Genomic DNA, 17332 nt, shown 5'->3' with positions numbered 1-17332 from the left:
TCAGCGGATCATTTGTCTGGAACCCAGGCAGGATTCGCACCTGCGACAATCCTCTTCAGGAGTTCCACGACCTGAGCTCCTCAACTGGATTTCGCACCTACGTACCATGTCCGGCAGGAACTTGAGACTGATCCATGTGCCGACGTCGCCGTCAAAGCACGCCGTCACACCTGTTTACGCCGAGGCACTCCGAGGTGTGGCGGCTGCCTCTGGGCCGATGGACTCACCACGTGGAGCGCAGCCCTAATCGCTGATCGGGACCGCCTCCAAGAGGCTGGGTACACCGCAGGCGCTTGCGAGCAGGTCAGCATAGGTTGTGAGCATGCGGCGGGTTTCCTTGAGAACATCGCGGAGCTCGTCACTCTGAGACCAGAGCTGTTCATGGTCACGGCGCGAGCGGTCAGCGGGGCGACGACTTTCCCAGTCCTCTAGCAATGGATGCCAACTGGCAAGCAGAGGCCGCACACCGAAATTGAGCATTGCGACAGCCAGGTAGCCGAAATTGTACTGCCCACTGCGCTTTGGTTCGGCCACCTCCGGGCCATGCTGACGCAGAACCTCACGAGTCGTAGCGAAAAGGGAGTACATGCTGCTGAGCGCCTCTCGAAGAAGCCCTTCCTCGGCTCGAAGCGGCACCACTGCTACGCGGGTGACCAGTTCCACATAGACTTGCCAAGCCGCACGACGCTCAGCATCATTCGGCTCCCAGGTGCCAGAAATCTCCAGCACGTGCAGATTCAGTTTCACGTCCACAGTCTTCGGTGCTCGAACCACCAGCAGTACCTCCGCTCTTACTGAGGCGCGGGTTGGGGTTGTGCCACTCGATGAGTGCACTACCGCTACGCCATCGGCCAGCAGGCCATTCAGTCGGGAATGAAAGCCTTGTTGCCGATGAGAATCCTCTAGCAACCAGCCAATAGACGACCATGTCGGACATGGGTCCGACCGTGCCCCCAAGCGCCAGCGCTTGCAGCGTATACGGCCACCCCTCCACTGGACGTGGCCGCACGGCCCACTACAGGAGAGCAGTCGTCCAGTTCTTCGATGCCGATCAGGCCGATACGGTGATGCTCCTCGCCTGAGCGTACCGAGGCCACTCATGGTCAACCAGAGCCGGGCGATGATGGGTTACGCAAGCAGCGCCGCAGTGATCGCTCGAAGGAGAAACGGAGTCCAGAGCGCCCTCGGAGATGGCGTCTGCGGGAGCACAGAGAGCGCCGGAATCTGAACGGCGCGTCGCTCGGGTCACGGCCGAGGCGGACTTGCACTGCTCGGTCTGCTGCTGCGCGGTGCCGCATAACGGACGGCACCGCCGGTGAAGTCGAAGTGCCGAGTCGGCCTTACTTCACGCGGGCGCAGACTTCTGGTGACGGTGAGGTCGTTCAATCACGTCCATTACGGCATCAACAATGGTGTACGGCGACAGCGATGTGGACTTTCGGGCCGTTGGCGTTGCGGGACGCAGCAGGCCATGAAAAGAGGCAGAGCGCCACATGGCGCCGGGTCGTGTTCACGCTACGGGTTTCCGCTTCATATCCCACAACGGCTGCTGTCCGCCGCCAAGGCGACCTCTCGGACTGTGGCGTTCTGCGCCACAGATGAGACCCAGTTGCTCCGCCCGATCGACCAGGACTTCCGTCATGGTGTCGATCGTGCTGGCCTTGTTCGGCCGCCCCACCCTCACCCCGGGAAGCTCGGCCATCAGCAGGGTTAGAGCGTCAGGGTGGTGAGGCGTGCGCCTGTCGTGCACCATATGAGCTGTCATGTTCGACTCATCCGTCTCCTGGGGTTGGGTCGTGTGCTGACCACTTCGCGGCTACCTGGCTGGCGGGCTCGGGTGGCTCCGATGAGCGTGGCACGCACGGACGTTGACCCAGCGCTGAGGGACATGAACACGGGGACCGCGATGGGTGATGCCGTGAAAGAGGCTGAGGCGCGAGCTGCGACGCAGGACGGTACGAAGCGACGCGACGCTTTCATCTCATACAGCCAGAAAAAGAATGCTCCGCTCGCCAAACAGCTCCAGCGAGGCCTGGAACGGCTGGCCGTCCCGCGCTTCCGCCCCATGCAGATGAGCGTGTTCCGCGACGTCACAAGCCTCCCCGCCAACCACGACCTATGGCAGTCGATCCAGCGCGAGTTGGCCCGCTCTCACTACTTCATTCTGCTCGCCTCCCCAGAGGCCGCCGTCTCCCCCTGGGTGGCCAAGGAAGTCGAGTACTGGCTGCGCGAGCGGGACACGGAACACCTGCTCATCGCCGTCGCAAGCGGTGAGATCGAGTGGGACGACGATGCCGGCGACTTCGACTGGCAGAAGACCACGGCGCTGCCCCGGAACCTGATGGGCCACTTCACCACGGCGCCACTCTGGGTGGACCTCCGGGAAATCAAGGAACATGCCCATGGTTCCCTGCGTTACCCACCGTTCCGCGCCGCGGTTGCCACCCTGGCCGCACCGTTGCACGGCCGGCCCAAGGAGGAGCTGGAGCACGACGACTTCAGGCAGCTCCGGTTCGTCAAACGGCTTGGCTGGTCGGGCGTCGCCCTGCTCGTGGCACTGCTCGTACTCGCGGTCTACGCATTCTTCGACGCCAGCAGACAACGCGACGAGGCCGTGGCGCAGACCCGCATCTCTGCCTCACAAGCCTTAGCTGCCCGCTCCGGGCAGTTGATCGGGACAAACCCCAACCAAGCGGCACAGTACGCCCTTTACGCCGAGGAGACCCGGTCCACTCCCGAGTCCCGGCGTGCCCTTGCCCAGGCTGTGGCCGCTGCGCCGTACGCCAAGCGGCGGCTGCGCGCTGATGCCGACTCCGTAACGGGACAGGAAGGCGCGGGCAGACCGGCCTTCACAGACGTGGTCCTCAGCGCGGACGGTACGACCGCCGCGTACCACTCAGACTTCGACCGCGCGCCGGGCGTACGCCTCTACGACGTACGCTCCGCCCGGCAGTCGCGCGTGCTCCGCGCCGAAGGCGCGCCCCGAGAGCTGAGTCGTGACGGCCGCATCCTGGCCACGGAGGTATACCTCAACCAGGTCAAGCTGTGGGACACCCGGACCGGCAAGCTCCTGCGCACGATGGCCACGGGGCACACAAAGGGCCTACCCAGAGCCGGGCACGGGCTCGGGACCGTTGTCCTTTCGTCCGACGCCCGGTGGGTGGCGGCCTCGCACTATACGCCCGAGGGTGACGCGTTCGTGGTCGTGTGGAATGCGTCCAACGGGCGTGAGATCACACGGCTACGGGTGAGTGACACCCGTGTCGGGCTCGGCTTCTCCGCGGACGGCTCCCGGATGACGCTGGTCGACAGCGGGCGCCAGGAGGTCCGCGAGTTCCTGCCGAAGTCGGCGCGCTGGGAGGCGGCCCACTCCCTGCCGGGCATGACCGGTGCCCCTGCGGAAGCGTTGAAGCACAGCGAGATCCTGCTATTTGACGGAGCGCGCAAAGCCCTGACCCGAACGCCGAAGCATGCCGAGGTGTGGGACCTGAAACAGCACCGCCGTATCGCCAAACGGTCCTTGGGTGCGTACGAAAACATGACAATCGCCGATGCCAAAGGCACCCTCGTAGTGGGCGGGCAGGACGGCACGGTCCGGCTATACGACAGCACACTGCGAACCGGCACAGTGCTGGGCCGCTTGGTCCGTCCGGCCAGCACGCTCGCCTCGTCGGCCGACGGTGCCCACGTGGCCGTCGCCTCATACGGCGGCGAATTCAACCTCTTCACGACCGGAGCCCGGCGGGGGGAGCAAGTTGCCCTCGGTCAAGGGGAGTTCAGCTACGGGGATCTGACTCCCGATGGGCGGATGGCGGTGCGCCGGACTGAGGGGCACACCGAGTTCTGGGATCCGCGCACCGATCGTCGGCTCGGCGGGATCCCGTACGCCAACCTGTCCGTGAACCTGGAGGACACCGCTTACGCCCTCAGCGGGGACAAGCGGTACGTCGGCATGCAAAGTATTGAATTCCGCAAGGGCGAAAACAAGGGGCGGTTCGACATTTGGGACCTCCGCGCAGGTGAGCGGACGGACTGCGGTTTCACTGTCGAAAGCGGCTACTACGGGCGGGTCCGCCCTGCCGTCTTCTTCCTCCCAGGTGACCGGTATGTCGTCGGCATTTGGAACGGCGACGTAGAAGTACTCGACAGGCAGACCTGCACCCGCAGGACGGTGATGCCCAAACCGGAGTCCGGCTTACTCGCCCTCGCCCTGAGCGGGGACAGCAGGACTCTGGTCGTCCTCGGACAGGGCAGCAACGACGTCGACACCTGGCGCTGGGACGACGACCACGAGTTCGAGCACATCGCTCACACCACTTTGCCCCCCGAGGCCGAGCCGGACAGCATGGGCGTCGACCACGCGGGGGCGCAGGCCGCCTTCTCGGATGTAGAGAGCCATGTGTACGTCGTACGTCTCGACTCCGGTGGGCATCTGCGCGCCACCGGATACCTACCGAGAGAAATGCATGACGTGGCGTTCAGCCGGGACGGCAAGCTGCTGTTCCAGGGCATCGGCAGTAAGAGCACCCACGGTATGCGCATCCTGGACGCCGACAGCGGAGATCAGCTCGACGTCTGGGCAGCAGACCCCCCGGCCTCCTCCGCGAAGTCCGATGCCGACATGCAGATCGTCCCCGGCCCCGCCAACGACATCCTCACCCTCGGCCCCGACCTCAAAGTCGTCAGTCATACGGTCGGCGTGGAGGCGTGGCACGACCTGCTGTGCGACCTGGTGAGCCAACCCCTTCCCACCCAGGAATGGGACCGCTACCTGAAAGGCCTGGACGTAGAGGCACCCTGCGACTGAACAGGCGAGAACTCAAAGGCCCCGAACCACGAGCGGTTCGGGGCCTTCACACAGTGCCCCCGGCAGGATTCGAACCTGCGACACCCGCTTTAGGAGAGCGGTGCTCTATCCCCTGAGCTACGAAGGCGGGGTCTGTCGGGAAGGTCTCCGAGGTCGCCCGGAGGTGGGCGGATCGACGGTCAGTTCCCGGCAGTCTTGCGGTGCTCGCGGACGGTGAGGTCTGCGCCACCGCGGACAGTGTAGCGGGTGGTGATCAGGGCGTGGCGGGATGGGCGGCTTGGCGGGGCCGCCCGCGGGGGCGGGGGTCGGCGGCCGCCCCGAGGCGAGGGCGGCGGCCTCCCCGGAGTGGGGTGGCGGCCTCGCCGGAGTGGGGATGGCAGCCTCGCCGGAGTGGGAGTGGCGGCCCCCGGAGCAGTTCGACGGGCTTTTCGCATATGCCCGGGGGTTGTCCCGTTGCTGGTCGAGCGGGTGCTGTCCACAGTTCGAGATGGCTTTTCAAAACTAGAGATAGTTCGCAAAGCGGTCAATCCGGACCTGCTGCAGTATCGAATCAAGGTCATGACGTCCGACCGCGGCGAGATCCGAGCGTGCGAGGGACGGCATCGGCCTTCCTTCGGGCCGAGCCGCCCCCGCGCCCGGCGCACCGTCCACCTCACGAGTCGCCCGCACGGGTCGGTACCGGAGGAGCGCAGAGGCCCGGCCAACGCCTCGCACCCGGCACGAAGCGCCGGAACTGTTCAGGGAGCGCACATGAGGGGAAAGCCAGTCGAAGTGCTGCCCGCCGACCGGGAGGAACCCTCCTCGGCCGGCAGCGGCCCCACCACTTCGCAGGCATCGGTCGAAGACGCCCAGCCGAGACAGCGGACAGAGCAGATCCGGCAGACGCGTCAGCAGCAGACACAGCAGCGCCAGCCGCAACAGCAACAGCAACAGCAACAGCAAATACAAGCGGAGGGCGACGGGCAGTACGTACGAGCTGAGGACGAGGCCGCGGGCGTACGAGACGAAGCCCCGGACGTAGGAGCCGAGGACGAAACCCGGTACGCGCGGACGGACGGCGGCCTCCCGCACCCGACGGACGACGGCGCCCAGCACCCCACGGCGGAGACGGAGTTCGCCGCAGTGCTCGCCGAGGTGCTGCACGTGGACGAAGTCGCGGGGGACAGCAACTTCTTCGAGGAACTGGGTGCGGACTCCCTGGTGATGGCGCACTTCTGCGCACGGGTCCGGAAGCGGGGCGACCTGCCGCAGGTGTCTATGCGGGACGTCTACGAGTACCCCACGGTCGGCGCACTCGCCGACGCTCTCGCCGCTCCCGCACCCGCCCCCGCGCCGCAGACCGCCAGGAGCAGTGCGACCACCGAGCTCACGGAAGCCAGTGGAATCGCCGAGACCACCGCGACCACCCGGATCACCGAGCCCATCGAGCCGACCAAGACGACAAAGACCACCGAGCCTCCCGCGAACAACACCCCCACAGCAGCACCCGCAAGAGCAACAACGGCGACGACAGCAACCGCCGCCGACACCTCAGCACCCCCGGCGAAACCCGACCCCCCGCCCCGCACACCCCTCACCGGCACCCCCCACTACCTCTTCTGCGGTGCCCTTCAACTCCTCGCCTTTCTCGGCTACTCCTGTGTGGTCGCAATCGTGGCCGTCCAGGGGTACGAGTGGATCTCGGCGGGAGCCGGGGCCGTCGAGGCCTATCTGCGGGCGGTGGTCGTCGGCACCGGGGCCTTCCTCGCCCTGTGCGGGCTGCCGATCGCCGTGAAGTGGCTGCTGGTGGGGCGGTGGAAGCCGCGGGAGATCCGGGTCTGGAGCCTGGACTATGTGCGCTTCTGGACCGTGAAGACCCTGGTGAGATCCAACCCGCTGGTGCTCTTCGTGGGTTCACCGCTCTATGTGCTCTACCTCCGGGCGCTCGGTGCCCGCGTCGGCAAGGGCGTCAGCGTCTTCACCCGGAACCTGCCGGTCTGCACCGATCTGCTCACCGTGGGCGCCGGCACGGTCATCCGCAAGGACTCCTTCCTCAGCTGCTACCGGGCCCAGGACGGTGTGATCCAGACCGGTGCCGTCGTCCTCGGCCGGGACGCGGTGGTCAGCGAGGCGACCGTCCTCGACATCGGGACCGCGATGGGCGACCGCGCCCAGCTCGGCCACGCCTCCTCGCTGCACCGCGGGCAGGCGGTCCCCGACGGCGAGCACTGGCACGGCTCCCCGGCCCAGCGCGGCGAGGCCGACTTCCTGCCGCTGGGCCCGGCGGAGTGCGGCACCCGGCGCAGGGCGCTGCACAGCCTGCTGCAACTGCTCGCCGCCCTGCTGGTGTACGTCCCCCTCGCGGTCGGCGGCGCGGGCATCCTGCTCGCCCAGGTCCCGCAGCTGGACGCGGCCCTCGAACCGGGGGCGACCGCGCTCACCGGCTGGGTCTTCTACGGCGAGGCGCTCGCCGCCTCCCTGCTGCTCTTCTTCGGCACCACCCTGCTCGGCGTGCTCCTGGTGGCCACGCTCCCCCGGCTGCTCGGCCGCACGGTCCGCCCCGGCCGGGTCTATCCGCTCTACGGCTACCACTACGCGGCGCACCGCCTGGTCATGCTCGCCACCAACCGGCGCTTTCTGACCCGGCTGTTCGGCGACAGCTCCGGCATCGTGCACTATCTGCGCTACCTCGGATACGACCTCTCCCGCGTCCAGCAGACCGGCTCCAACTTCGGCACCGACGTCCGCCACGAGACGCCGTATCTGAGCACCGTGGGGACCGGCACGATGGTGGCCGACGGGCTCTCGATCGCCAACGCCGACTTCTCCAGCAGCTCCTTCCGGGTGGCGCCGGTGGCCATCGGGCCCCGCAACTTCCTCGGCAACCGGATCACCTACCCGACGCGGGGCAGGACCGGCGAGAACTGCCTGCTGGCGACGAAGGTCATGGTCCCGGTGGACGGGCCCGTACGGGAGGGGGTCGGGCTGCTCGGCTCGCCCGCCTTCGAGATACCGCGGTCCGTCCAGCGGGACAGCAGCTTCGACCGGCTGAAGAGCGGCGAGGAGCTGGACCGCCTGCTGCCCGCCAAGAACCGGCACAACGCGGCCACCATGGCGCTGTACCTGCTGGTGCGGTGGCTGCACTTCTTCGGGATCACGCTGCTCGTCTCGGGCGCCGCGGAGCTGTACACCGCCTTCGGCGCACTCGCGATCGCGCTGGGCAACGTCCTGGTGGTGCTCTTCACCGCCGTGTACTACGTCCTCGTCGAGCGGATCGTGACCGCGCGGCACGCGCTGCGCCCGCTGTTCTGCTCGATCTACGACATCCGCTTCTGGCGCCGCGAGCGCTACTGGAAGGTGCCCTCGGAGACCTATCTGCGGCTCTTCAACGGCACCCCGTACAAGAACCTCGTGTGGCGCATGCTCGGGGTCCGGATCGGGCGGCGGGTCTTCGACGACGGCTGCTCGCTGACCGAGCGGACGATGGTCGGCATCGGCGACGGGTGCACGCTCAACGCCGGAAGCGTCGTCCAGTGCCACTCGCAGGAGGACGGCACCTTCAAGTCCGACCGCGTGGCGATCGGTTCCGGCTGCACCCTCGGGGTCGGCGCCTTCGCGCACTACGGCATCGCGCTCGGTGACGGCGCGGAACTGGCACCCGACTCCTTCCTGATGAAGGGCGAGTCGGTACCGCGGCACGCCCTGTGGGGCGGCAACCCGGCCCGGCCCTTCCCGCAGGACGCCGACGGCGAGCGGAGGCAGCAGCCATGACGGCCACCATTCCCCGCTGGACCCGCGCCCCCGCCCCCGGGACCGCGCACCTGGACGCACCACTGCCCGGCGAACTCATCACTTCCGTACGGGAGTTGGCCGAGACGGAGGGGACGACCCCCGGTGCGGTGCTGCTCGCCGCCCATGCCAAGGTGCTCGCCGCGCTCACCGGCGAACGCGAGGTGACGACCTGCTGCGTCGACCACCCGGGAGGCCCGCCGGTACCCCTTCACCTGACCGTGGCGGACGGCTCCTGGCGGTCGCTGATCCGGGAGGCGGCACGGGTCATGGAGGCGGGAGGGGCCACGGCCGCCTCGGATCACCGCCATCGGGACCGGGACGACCAGGGGCAAGACCGCCAACAGGAGCAAGACCCCCAACAGGAGGGTGAGTACGACCAGTTGGCGCCCACCCCGGAGACCGTCCTCGACCCGGCGGGCATCTTCCCGGCGGACAGCAGCCCCGCAAGCAACAACCCGGCAGGCAACAGCCCCGCAGGCGACAGCCCGGCGACCGAGGACCGCGAGCCCCCTCTCGCCCCGACCACCGTCCTCTCCCTCACTCTCCTCCGGCCGCCCCACCAACCCCACCCGCCCCAACTCGGCGCCCCCGCCTGGACCTTGCGCCTGCGCTACCGGACCGACGTACTGGACGAGGAAGCCGCCACACGGATCGCCGGGTACCACCGCACCGCGCTCGCCCTCCTCACCGCCGATCCGGAGGCGGCACACGAGCGCCAAAGCCTGCTGTCCGCCGAGGAGTTGGAATTCCAGCTGTACGGACTCGCCGGGCCGGAGCGGGAGTTGCCGGACCAGCGGTTCCACGAGCTGTTCGAGGAGCGGGTACGGGAGCGCCCGGAGGACGTCGTCGCGGTGTGCGGCGCCCGGGAGTTGACGTACCGGGAGCTGAACCGGCGGGCCAACCGGCTGGCGCACGCGCTGCTCGACGCGGGCCTGCGGCGGCAGGAGGTCGTCGCGGTGGTCGCCGAGCGCACACCGGACTGGATGGCCGCGGTCCTCGCGGTGTTCAAGGCCGGTGGTGCCTATCTGCCCGTCGAGCCGCACTTCCCGGCCGAGCGCGTGGCCACCATGCTCGGCCGCGCCTCCTGCCGTCTCGTGCTGAGCGGACCCGGCGCCACCGCCGCCCTGGCGCGCGCCCGGGAGACGGTGCCCGGGCTCCGGGTGCTGTCCCTCGGGGAGGCGGACGAGGACAGCCACAAGGACAGCGACCCCGGCATCCGGGTGGCCCCGGACGATCTCGCCTACCTCTACTTCACCTCCGGTTCGACCGGCGAGCCCAAGGGCGCCATGTGCGAGCACGCGGGCATGCTCAACCATCTCCTCGCCAAGACAGGGGACTTGGGGATCGGCGAGGGCGATGTCGTCGCGCAGACCGCGCCGCAGTGCTTCGACATCTCGCTGTGGCAGCTGCTCGCCGGGCCGCTGGCGGGTGGCCGGACGCTGCTCGTACCGCAGCAAGCGGTCCTGGACGTGGAGGAGTTCCTCGACACGCTCGTCCGGGGACGGGTCAACGTGCTCCAGGTGGTGCCCTCCTATCTGGAGGTCGTGCTGTCCGCCCTGGAGCGGAATCCGCGCCGACTCCCCGATCTGCGCTGTGTGTCGGTGACCGGCGAGGCGCTGCGGAAGGAACTCGTCGAGCGGTGGTTCGCCGCCCGGCCCGGGGTCCGGCTGGTCAACGCCTACGGGCTGACCGAGACCTCCGACGACACCAACCACGAGATCATGGACCGGGTGCCGGAGGGCGAGCGCGTGCCCATCGGGCGGCCGGTGCGCAATGCCCGGGTCTATGTCGTCGACGAGCAGCTGGCCCCCGTGCCGCTCGGCGCCCCCGGTGCCCTGGTGTTCTCCGGGGTCTGCGTGGGCCGCGGGTACGTGGGCGACCCGGAGCGCACCGCGGCGGCGTACACCGGCGACCCGTACCGCGCGGGCGAACGGCTGTACCAGGGCGGCGACTTCGGGCGCTGGCGGCCGGGCGGCACGCTGGAGTTCCTCGGCCGCCGGGACAGCCAGGTCAAGATCCGGGGCTTCCGGATCGAGATCGGCGAGATCGAGAGCGCGCTGCTGCGGACGCCGGGGGTCCGGGACACCGCGGTGGTGGTCTCGCCCCCGGCCGGGCAGGGGCAGCGCCTGATCGCCTTCTGCGCCGGGCCGCACCCGCTCGCCCCGGAGGCACTGCGGGCCCGCCTCGCCGAGACGCTGCCCGCATACCTGGTGCCCGCCGCCTTCCCCTGGCTGGACGCCCTGCCGCTGACCGCCAACGGCAAGACCGACCGCACGGCACTCACGGCCCGCGCCGAGCGCCTCGACCCCGTACCCGCATCCGAATCCGAGGCCGAATCCGAGCCCGAATCCGAAGCCGGTCCGGGTAAGGGTCCGGGTCCGGGTTCCGGCCCGGTTGCCACCGGCTCCCCTACCGAGGAGCGGCTGGCCGCCGCCTGGGCCGAGGTGCTCGGCATCCCGCGGGCGCGGATCGGACGGCGGGACGACTTCTTCGGGCTCGGCGGCACCTCGCTCACCGGCGTACGGCTGGCGATCTCCCTCGACCGGGAGGTCTCGCTGCGGGACCTCACCGAGTACCCGGTCCTCGCCGACCTGGCCGCACTCGTCGACGCACGCGGCCGGCGGCGAGAACCACGGCCACCGCCATCCCCGCCACAGCCGCAGCCGCAGCCACAGCCACAGCCGGATCAGCAGTCGCAACCGCAGCCGCAGCCGGATCAACCGGCCCCCGGAACCGGAACCCCCGGGACGGAAAGGAGCACATGATGTCGTCCTCACTCCCCGCCGCGCTCCTCGAACGGGAGCACCCCGGCGAACCACCCCTGGTGTACGCCGACTCCGGTGCGGACGCGGCGCGTTGGGTGGCCGGGCAGCGGGACGAGCTGCTGGCCGCGGTCGTCGCGCACGGCGCCGTCACGGTGCGCGGACTCGCCCTCGGCGGGCCCGAGGAGGCCGCCGCGGTCCTCGGCGCCCTGGACGCCGCCCCGGTGGCCGAGCGGGAGGCCTTCGCCCCCCGGCAGAGGTACCGCGAGGGCGTCTACTCCTCCGCGAAGTGGCCGCCGAACCAGCCGATGTGCATGCACCACGAGCTGAGCTACACCCTGGAGTTCCCCGGGCTGCTGCTCTTCGCCTGCCTCAGCGCCCCCGAGACGGGCGGCGCGACCGGGGTGGCCGACGCGGCCGGGGTGCTCGACGCGCTGCCCGCCGCGCTGACCGAGCGCTTCGCGCGCGAGGGCTGGCTGCTCACCCGCAGCTACAACAACGAGATCGGCGCCTCCCTGACCGAGGCCTTCGGCACCGAGGACCCCGCGGCCATCGAGCGCTACTGCCGCGCCCAGGCCGTCGACTGCGCCTGGCAGCCGGACGGCTCGCTCCGCACCCGCCAGCACCGCAGCGCCGTCGTGCACCATCCGGTCAGCGGCCGGGCCTGCTGGTTCAACCAGATCGCCTTCCTCAACGAGTGGACGATGGCCCCCGAGGTGCGCGAGTACCTGATCGAGGAGTACGGCCCCGAGGGGCTGCCCTTCAACACCCGCCACGGAAACGGCGATCCGATCGACGAGGACACCGTGGACACGCTCAACCAGGTCTACGCCGCGCACACCCTGCGCCGCCCCTGGCAGCGCGGCGACCTGCTGCTCGTCGACAACATCCGCGCCGCGCACAGCCGGGAGCCCTACGAAGGACCGCGGGACGTGGTCGTGGCCATGGGCGACCCGGTGCGTCTGGCCGACTGCGCGCCCACAGCCGAGGTGAGGTTCCCATGACCACTGCCCGCACCACTGCCCGCACCGGCGCCCCCGTCACCGCGCCCGCCGCGGCCGAGGAGCTGCCCGACGTCCCCAGCTTCGCCGTCATCCCCGGCGCCCAGGTCCACGAGGCGCTGCGGGGCCGCGAGGCGGAGATCGTGGCCGTGGTCGAGGAGACCTACCGGCTGCACGCCGCCGGAGCCTCGGTGAACCCGCCGTCCTCCTTCCTGCGGTTCCCCGACCGCCGCTCCTCGCGGATCATCGCGCTGCCCGCCTCGATCGGCGGCGAGGTGGACGGGGTGAAGTGGATCTCCAGCTTCCCGGGGAACGTACGCGCCGGGATCCCGCGCGCCTCGGCCGTGCTGATCCTCAACGACCAGGCCACCGGCTACCCCTTCGCCTGCCTGGAGAGCTCCATCATCAGCGCGACCAGGACCGCCGCCTCGGCGGCGTCCGCGGCCGACCGGCTCAGCCGCGGGCGGCCCCGGCCGGTGCGGATCGGCTTCGTGGGGGCGGGCCTGATCGCCCGCTACATCCACACCTTCCTGGCCGGCACCGGCTGGTCCTTCGAGGAACTCGGCGTCCACGACCTGTCCGCGGGCAGCGCCGCCGGATTCCGCACGTACCTGGAGCAGTCCGGTGCCACCGGCCGGGTCACCGTGCACGAGAGCGCCGAGGAGCTGATCCGCTGCAGCGACCTGGTGGTCTTCGCCACGGTCGCCGCCGAGCCGCATGTCACCGAGCCCGGCTGGTTCGCGCACCACCCGGTGGTCCTGCACGTCTCGCTGCGGGATCTGGCCCCCGAGGTGCTGCTCGCCTCGACCAACATCGTCGACGACATCGAGCACTGCCAGCGGGCCGCCACCTCGACCCAGCTGACCGAGGAGCGCACCGGCAACCGGGACTTCCTCACCGGCACCCTCGACGACGTCATCGCCGGGCGGGTGCGGGTGCCCGCGGACCGGCCCGCGGTGTTCTCGCCGTTCGGGCTCGGGGTGCTCGACCTCGCGGTCGGCAAGTACGTCTACGAGCAGGTGGCCCGCTCCGGGGAGCTCCAGGTCATCGACAGCTTCTTCCACGAACTGCGCAGACACGGCTGAGGACTCGGGGGACCGACCGGAAGCCGGGAAGCGAGAGGAGGCAGGCCGTGCCCGACCACCACCCGTAGCCCATCCCGCCCGTACCGCCGGGACCGGCCGGACCTCCGTCCGCCGGCGCCGGACGGACGAACCGAAGGCGCTCTGCCCCTGGAGGAGACCATCGTGCCTGTCATTTCCGTTCCCCAAGCCTTCAACGAGGAAGACCTCTACGTCGATCTGCGGTCCCTGTGCGCCCATCCGCTGTTCCTGAAGTGCGAGGGCTTCAACTTCTCCGGCTCGATCAAGCTGAAGGCCGCGAACGCGATGGTGGAGGCCGCCGAACGGGACGGAGTGCTGACACCGGAGTCGATCCTGGTCGAGTCCTCCTCGGGCAACCTCGGCGTCGCGCTGAGCATGATCGCCGCCAGCAAGGGCTACCGCTTCCTGTGCGTGACGGACCCCCGCTGCAACCTGACCACCCGGCTGCTGATGAAGGCCCTCGGCAGCCAGGTGCACCTGGTCTCCGGCGGCGAGTCGGGCAGCGGCTACCTCGGGGCGCGCCTCGACTTCATCCGCGACCTCTGCGCCTCCGACGAGCGCTGCGTCTGGCTCAGCCAGTACACCAACCCGGCCAACTGGCAGGCCCACTACGCCCGTACGGCACCGGCCATCGCGCACGAGTTCCCCGACCTCGACGTGCTCTTCGTCGGCGCGGGCACCACCGGCACCCTGATGGGCTGCGCCCGCTGGTTCCGCGAGGCGGAGCGGCCGGTGCGGATCGTGGCGGTGGACAGCGTCGGCTCGGTCAGCTTCGGGGGGCCGCCCGGGCGCCGGATGATCCCGGGCCTCGGGATGAGCGTGCGCCCGCCGCTGCTCGACGAGTCCCTGGTCGACGAGGCCGTACGCGTCGAGGAGGCGGAGACCATCCGCACCTGCCACCGCCTGGCCCGGCGCGGCTTCCTCTTCGGCGGCTCCACCGGCACCGTGGTCAGCGGCGCCATGGACTGGCTGGAGCGGCACCGGGCCGAGGACCTCACCGCGGTGGCCATCGCCCCCGACCTCGGCGAGCGCTACCTCGACACCGTCTACCAGGCCAACTGGGTGGAGGGCCTGTACGGCAGCGGGGCCCTCGACGAGGACGAGGAGGCGGACTCCGGCTACCGGGCACCCGGCACCGGCGGGACGCCCGGCGCCGGGGAACCTGCCCCGCCGCGCTCCTTCCTCGGCCAGTAGCATCCGGGGCATGTCAGCCAACGATGCGAACGAGGCCCGGGACGCGCACACCGCGGACGAGACGGGCACCGCCCGACCGGGCGTCCACGACGTGGAGATCGGCGCGCTGCGCGGGGGCGCCGCCGACCTCGGGCAGTACCGGGGCCGGGCCGTACTGATCGTGAACGTGGCCTCCCGCTGCGGACTCACCCCCCAGTACGAGGGCCTGGAGCGGCTCCACGAGCGCTACGCCCCCCACGGGTTCACCGTGCTCGGGGTGCCCTGCAACCAGTTCATGGGACAGGAGCCGGGCAGCGCCGAGGAGATCGCCGAATTCTGCTCCGCGACCTACGGGGTCACCTTCCCGCTGACCGAGAAGATCGAGGTCAACGGCGAGGGGCGGCACCCGCTCTACACGCGCCTGGTGGACACCGCCGACGCCGACGGCCACCGCGGCGACATCCGCTGGAACTTCGAGAAGTTCCTGATCGCCCCCGACGGCACGGTCAGCGCCCGCTTCGCCCCGCAGACCGAACCGGAGTCCGCCGAGATCCGCTCGGCGGTGGAGAAGGTGCTGCCCGGCGCCTGAGGCTCCGGGGCTCAGCGGGAGCCGCCCGCCGGGCGCGGGCCGCTCCCGGCCGGGGCGGCTTCCCGGTCCGGGGGCTCAGCGCAGTTCCTCCGAGGCTCAGCGCAGTTCCTCCGGGCAGGGCGTCCCGCGCGGCAACTGGTACGGGGCGGCGAGGCGGTAGACGCCGGGGCCGGGGGCGAGGAGTTCGGTCCACTTGTCGCCGGCCGCGTCCTCCTCGGCCTCCATCAGGCAGCCGTTGGTGTTCCGGTACTCCTTGGGCTCGCCGTCCGCGCGGTTCTTGGAGGCCGGGGTCTCCTGCGGCGCCTTGAGGCTCTTGCCGTTCTCGTTGACCAGCCCCAGCCAGGGCGAGTACGGGATGCGGATCAGCACCCGGCCCGCCCGCTCGACCTCGACGGTCAGCTCGCCCTGGTCGGCGCGGGTGACGCTGGCCGGGGGCTCGGCGAGCGGCGCCGGGTCGGTGACCTCGTACAGCTGCCAGTTCTTGTCGCCCCACAGCAGCTTCAGATAGGGCTGGCCGCGCAGGATCAGCTCGCGTTCGCGCGGGCCGCTGGTGCCGTCCAGGGAGTCCTTGGGCAGCACGATGAAGTGCACGGCCCAGCGCTGGAGCCACTCGTGGTAGTTGGCCGAGTTGAGGGTGTCGTCGTAGAAGAGCGGGTTGCGCTCCATGTCCGCCTGGCGGTTCCAGCCGCGGGCGAGGTTCACATACGGCGCGAGCGCGGAGGCCTCGCGGTGGCTGCGGGTCGGCACCACCTCGACGCGGCCCTTGTCGGCGCCCTCCTCCTCCAGGTGGTGCACGAGCGGGGCCAGCTCGCGGGCCCAGGAGGCGGCGGGCGTGGTGTGGATGATGTCGATGATCGTCTTGATGGCGATCCAGACCACGAAGCCGAAGACGCCGAAGCCGACGATGTACCAGCGGCGGGTACGGGGCTCGATGAACGGCAGCGCGGCCAGCAGCACCGCCCCGCCGAAGACCATCCCGAGCCGGGTCACATTGGAGCCGATCTGCGAGCTGATCACCCAGGTCAGCAGCACCGCGAGGGCGTAGACCCAGGCCGTGACCCGTACCGTCTTCCAGTCCTTGGGCACGCCCCACGCCACGATCAGCGAGCACAGCAGCGGCGGCCCCGCGGCGATCACGTCCATCGGCTGGGTGCCCGAGAAGGGGAACAGCCAGGCGGACAGGCCCACCACGACGGTGGGCGCGATCCCCAGCGCCCAGGCGCCCGGCCGCCGCTTCTGCAGGAACAGGGCGACCGCGACCAGGCCCACGAAGAGCCCCGCGACCGGCGAGGCCGCGGTGGCGATGCCCGCGAGCGGGGCGGCGAGCAGCGCCTTGGCCCAGCGGCGGCGGCGCCAGCGGTGCGGCCAGCAGAAGACCACCGCGACGGCGGCGAGGGCGAACAGGGTGCCGAGTCCGTAGGTCACCCGGCCCGAGATGGCGTTGCAGACCAGTCCGAAGACGCCGAGGAAGGCGGGCGGCAGCACCCGGGAGACCACCCGGCTGCGCACCAGGACGAGGGTGAGGAGGGTCGCCGAGAGGGTGCCCGCGACCATCATCGTGGTGCGCACGCCGAACACCGACATCAGATACGGCGAGACCACGCTGTACGAGACCGGGTGCATCCCGCCGTACCAGGCGAGGTTGTACGCGGAGTCCGGGTGGCGGCCCACGAACTCGGCCCAGGCGTCCTGGGCGGCGAGGTCGCCGCCGCTGTTGGCGAAGACGAAGAACCACACGAGGTGCAGCACACCGGCGACCAGGGTGACGTACAGGATCGGCCGGGCGCACAGCCACTCCAGCCAGACCGGTCTGCTGCGGGACCGGCCGTCCTTCTCGCTGTCCCGCTGGGCGGGTAGCACTATTCGCGCGCCGGCATCCGGTTCCTTGTCCGGATCGGCGCCGTCGGCCCGCGTCGGCTCCGCAGTGGCCACTGGAGGAACTCCCCGTAATCAGTCTCGGCGGGGCCGCCTGGGCCCTCGATGTGGTCGCCCCACCACACCGCGCCCGGGAGCACCCCGGTCTGCTGCCCCCGGTCTCGCGACGCTAGCACGGGCCGCCCCGGCGGAACCGGGCGGTCGGCCTGCCCTCGGGGGCGGTCCGCAGGCCCGGCGGGCTCCCGGGCCGG

General features: G+C 70.2%; 9 protein-coding genes and 1 tRNA gene. 7 read left to right on the top strand and 3 right to left on the bottom strand.

The genetic code is table 11. From position 1 onward, the window contains the following. Positions 1-243: 243 nt before the first annotated feature. Positions 244-747 (bottom strand): hypothetical protein, encoded by a 504-nt coding sequence (locus tag MID12_RS19050; RefSeq protein WP_263169073.1) that lies wholly within the window; start codon positions 745-747, stop codon positions 244-246. Between the two features lie 1099 nt (positions 748-1846). On the opposite strand from MID12_RS19050, the gene MID12_RS19045 reads away from it, so the two are divergent. Then, on the top strand, positions 1847-4807 hold the full coding sequence (locus MID12_RS19045) for a toll/interleukin-1 receptor domain-containing protein (RefSeq protein ID WP_263169070.1): 2961 nt from the start codon (positions 1847-1849) through the stop codon (positions 4805-4807). Positions 4808-4861: 54 nt separating this feature from the next. Here MID12_RS19045 and MID12_RS19040 read toward each other — a convergent pair. Beyond that, positions 4862-4934 (bottom strand) — tRNA-Arg (locus tag MID12_RS19040). Between the two features lie 623 nt (positions 4935-5557). Between MID12_RS19040 and MID12_RS19035 the strand changes: the two genes are divergently transcribed. The 6 genes from MID12_RS19035 (at position 5558) to MID12_RS19010 (ending at position 15206) form a co-directional block, all read left to right on the top strand. Then, positions 5558-8557: a Pls/PosA family non-ribosomal peptide synthetase gene (locus MID12_RS19035; RefSeq protein ID WP_263169068.1), complete on the top strand. Its 3000-nt coding sequence runs from the start codon at positions 5558-5560 to the stop codon at positions 8555-8557. Continuing rightward, entirely contained in the window at positions 8554-11343 is a 2790-nt protein-coding gene (locus MID12_RS19030; RefSeq protein ID WP_263169064.1) for an amino acid adenylation domain-containing protein, read from the top strand. The genes MID12_RS19035 and MID12_RS19030 overlap by 4 nt, the downstream gene beginning before the upstream one ends. After that, entirely contained in the window at positions 11343-12344 is a 1002-nt protein-coding gene (locus MID12_RS19025; RefSeq protein ID WP_263169062.1) for a TauD/TfdA family dioxygenase, read from the top strand. The genes MID12_RS19030 and MID12_RS19025 overlap by 1 nt, the downstream gene beginning before the upstream one ends. Then, entirely contained in the window at positions 12341-13426 is a 1086-nt protein-coding gene (gene sbnB, locus MID12_RS19020; RefSeq protein WP_263169059.1) for a 2,3-diaminopropionate biosynthesis protein SbnB, read from the top strand. The genes MID12_RS19025 and sbnB overlap by 4 nt, the downstream gene beginning before the upstream one ends. Before the next feature lie 162 nt (positions 13427-13588). Continuing rightward, positions 13589-14638: a 2,3-diaminopropionate biosynthesis protein SbnA gene (gene sbnA, locus MID12_RS19015; protein ID WP_263169056.1), complete on the top strand. Its 1050-nt coding sequence runs from the start codon at positions 13589-13591 to the stop codon at positions 14636-14638. A 10-nt stretch (positions 14639-14648) separates the two neighbouring features. Further along, on the top strand, positions 14649-15206 hold the full coding sequence (locus MID12_RS19010) for a glutathione peroxidase (protein WP_263169053.1): 558 nt from the start codon (positions 14649-14651) through the stop codon (positions 15204-15206). 96 nt (positions 15207-15302) lie between these two features. Here MID12_RS19010 and MID12_RS19005 read toward each other — a convergent pair whose 3' ends face one another. Next, positions 15303-17138 carry an MFS transporter gene (locus MID12_RS19005; protein WP_263169050.1) on the bottom strand — a complete coding sequence of 612 codons (1836 nt, stop codon included), beginning with the start codon at positions 17136-17138 and terminating at the stop codon, positions 15303-15305. Between the last annotated feature and the right edge of the window lie 194 nt (positions 17139-17332).

It is taken from the genome of Streptomyces sp. SCSIO ZS0520, from assembly GCF_025643355.1.
In the GTDB taxonomy this organism is placed as follows: Bacteria; Actinomycetota; Actinomycetes; order Streptomycetales; family Streptomycetaceae; genus Streptomyces; species Streptomyces physcomitrii.
This window is presented reverse-complemented; position numbering and strand designations above follow the sequence as displayed.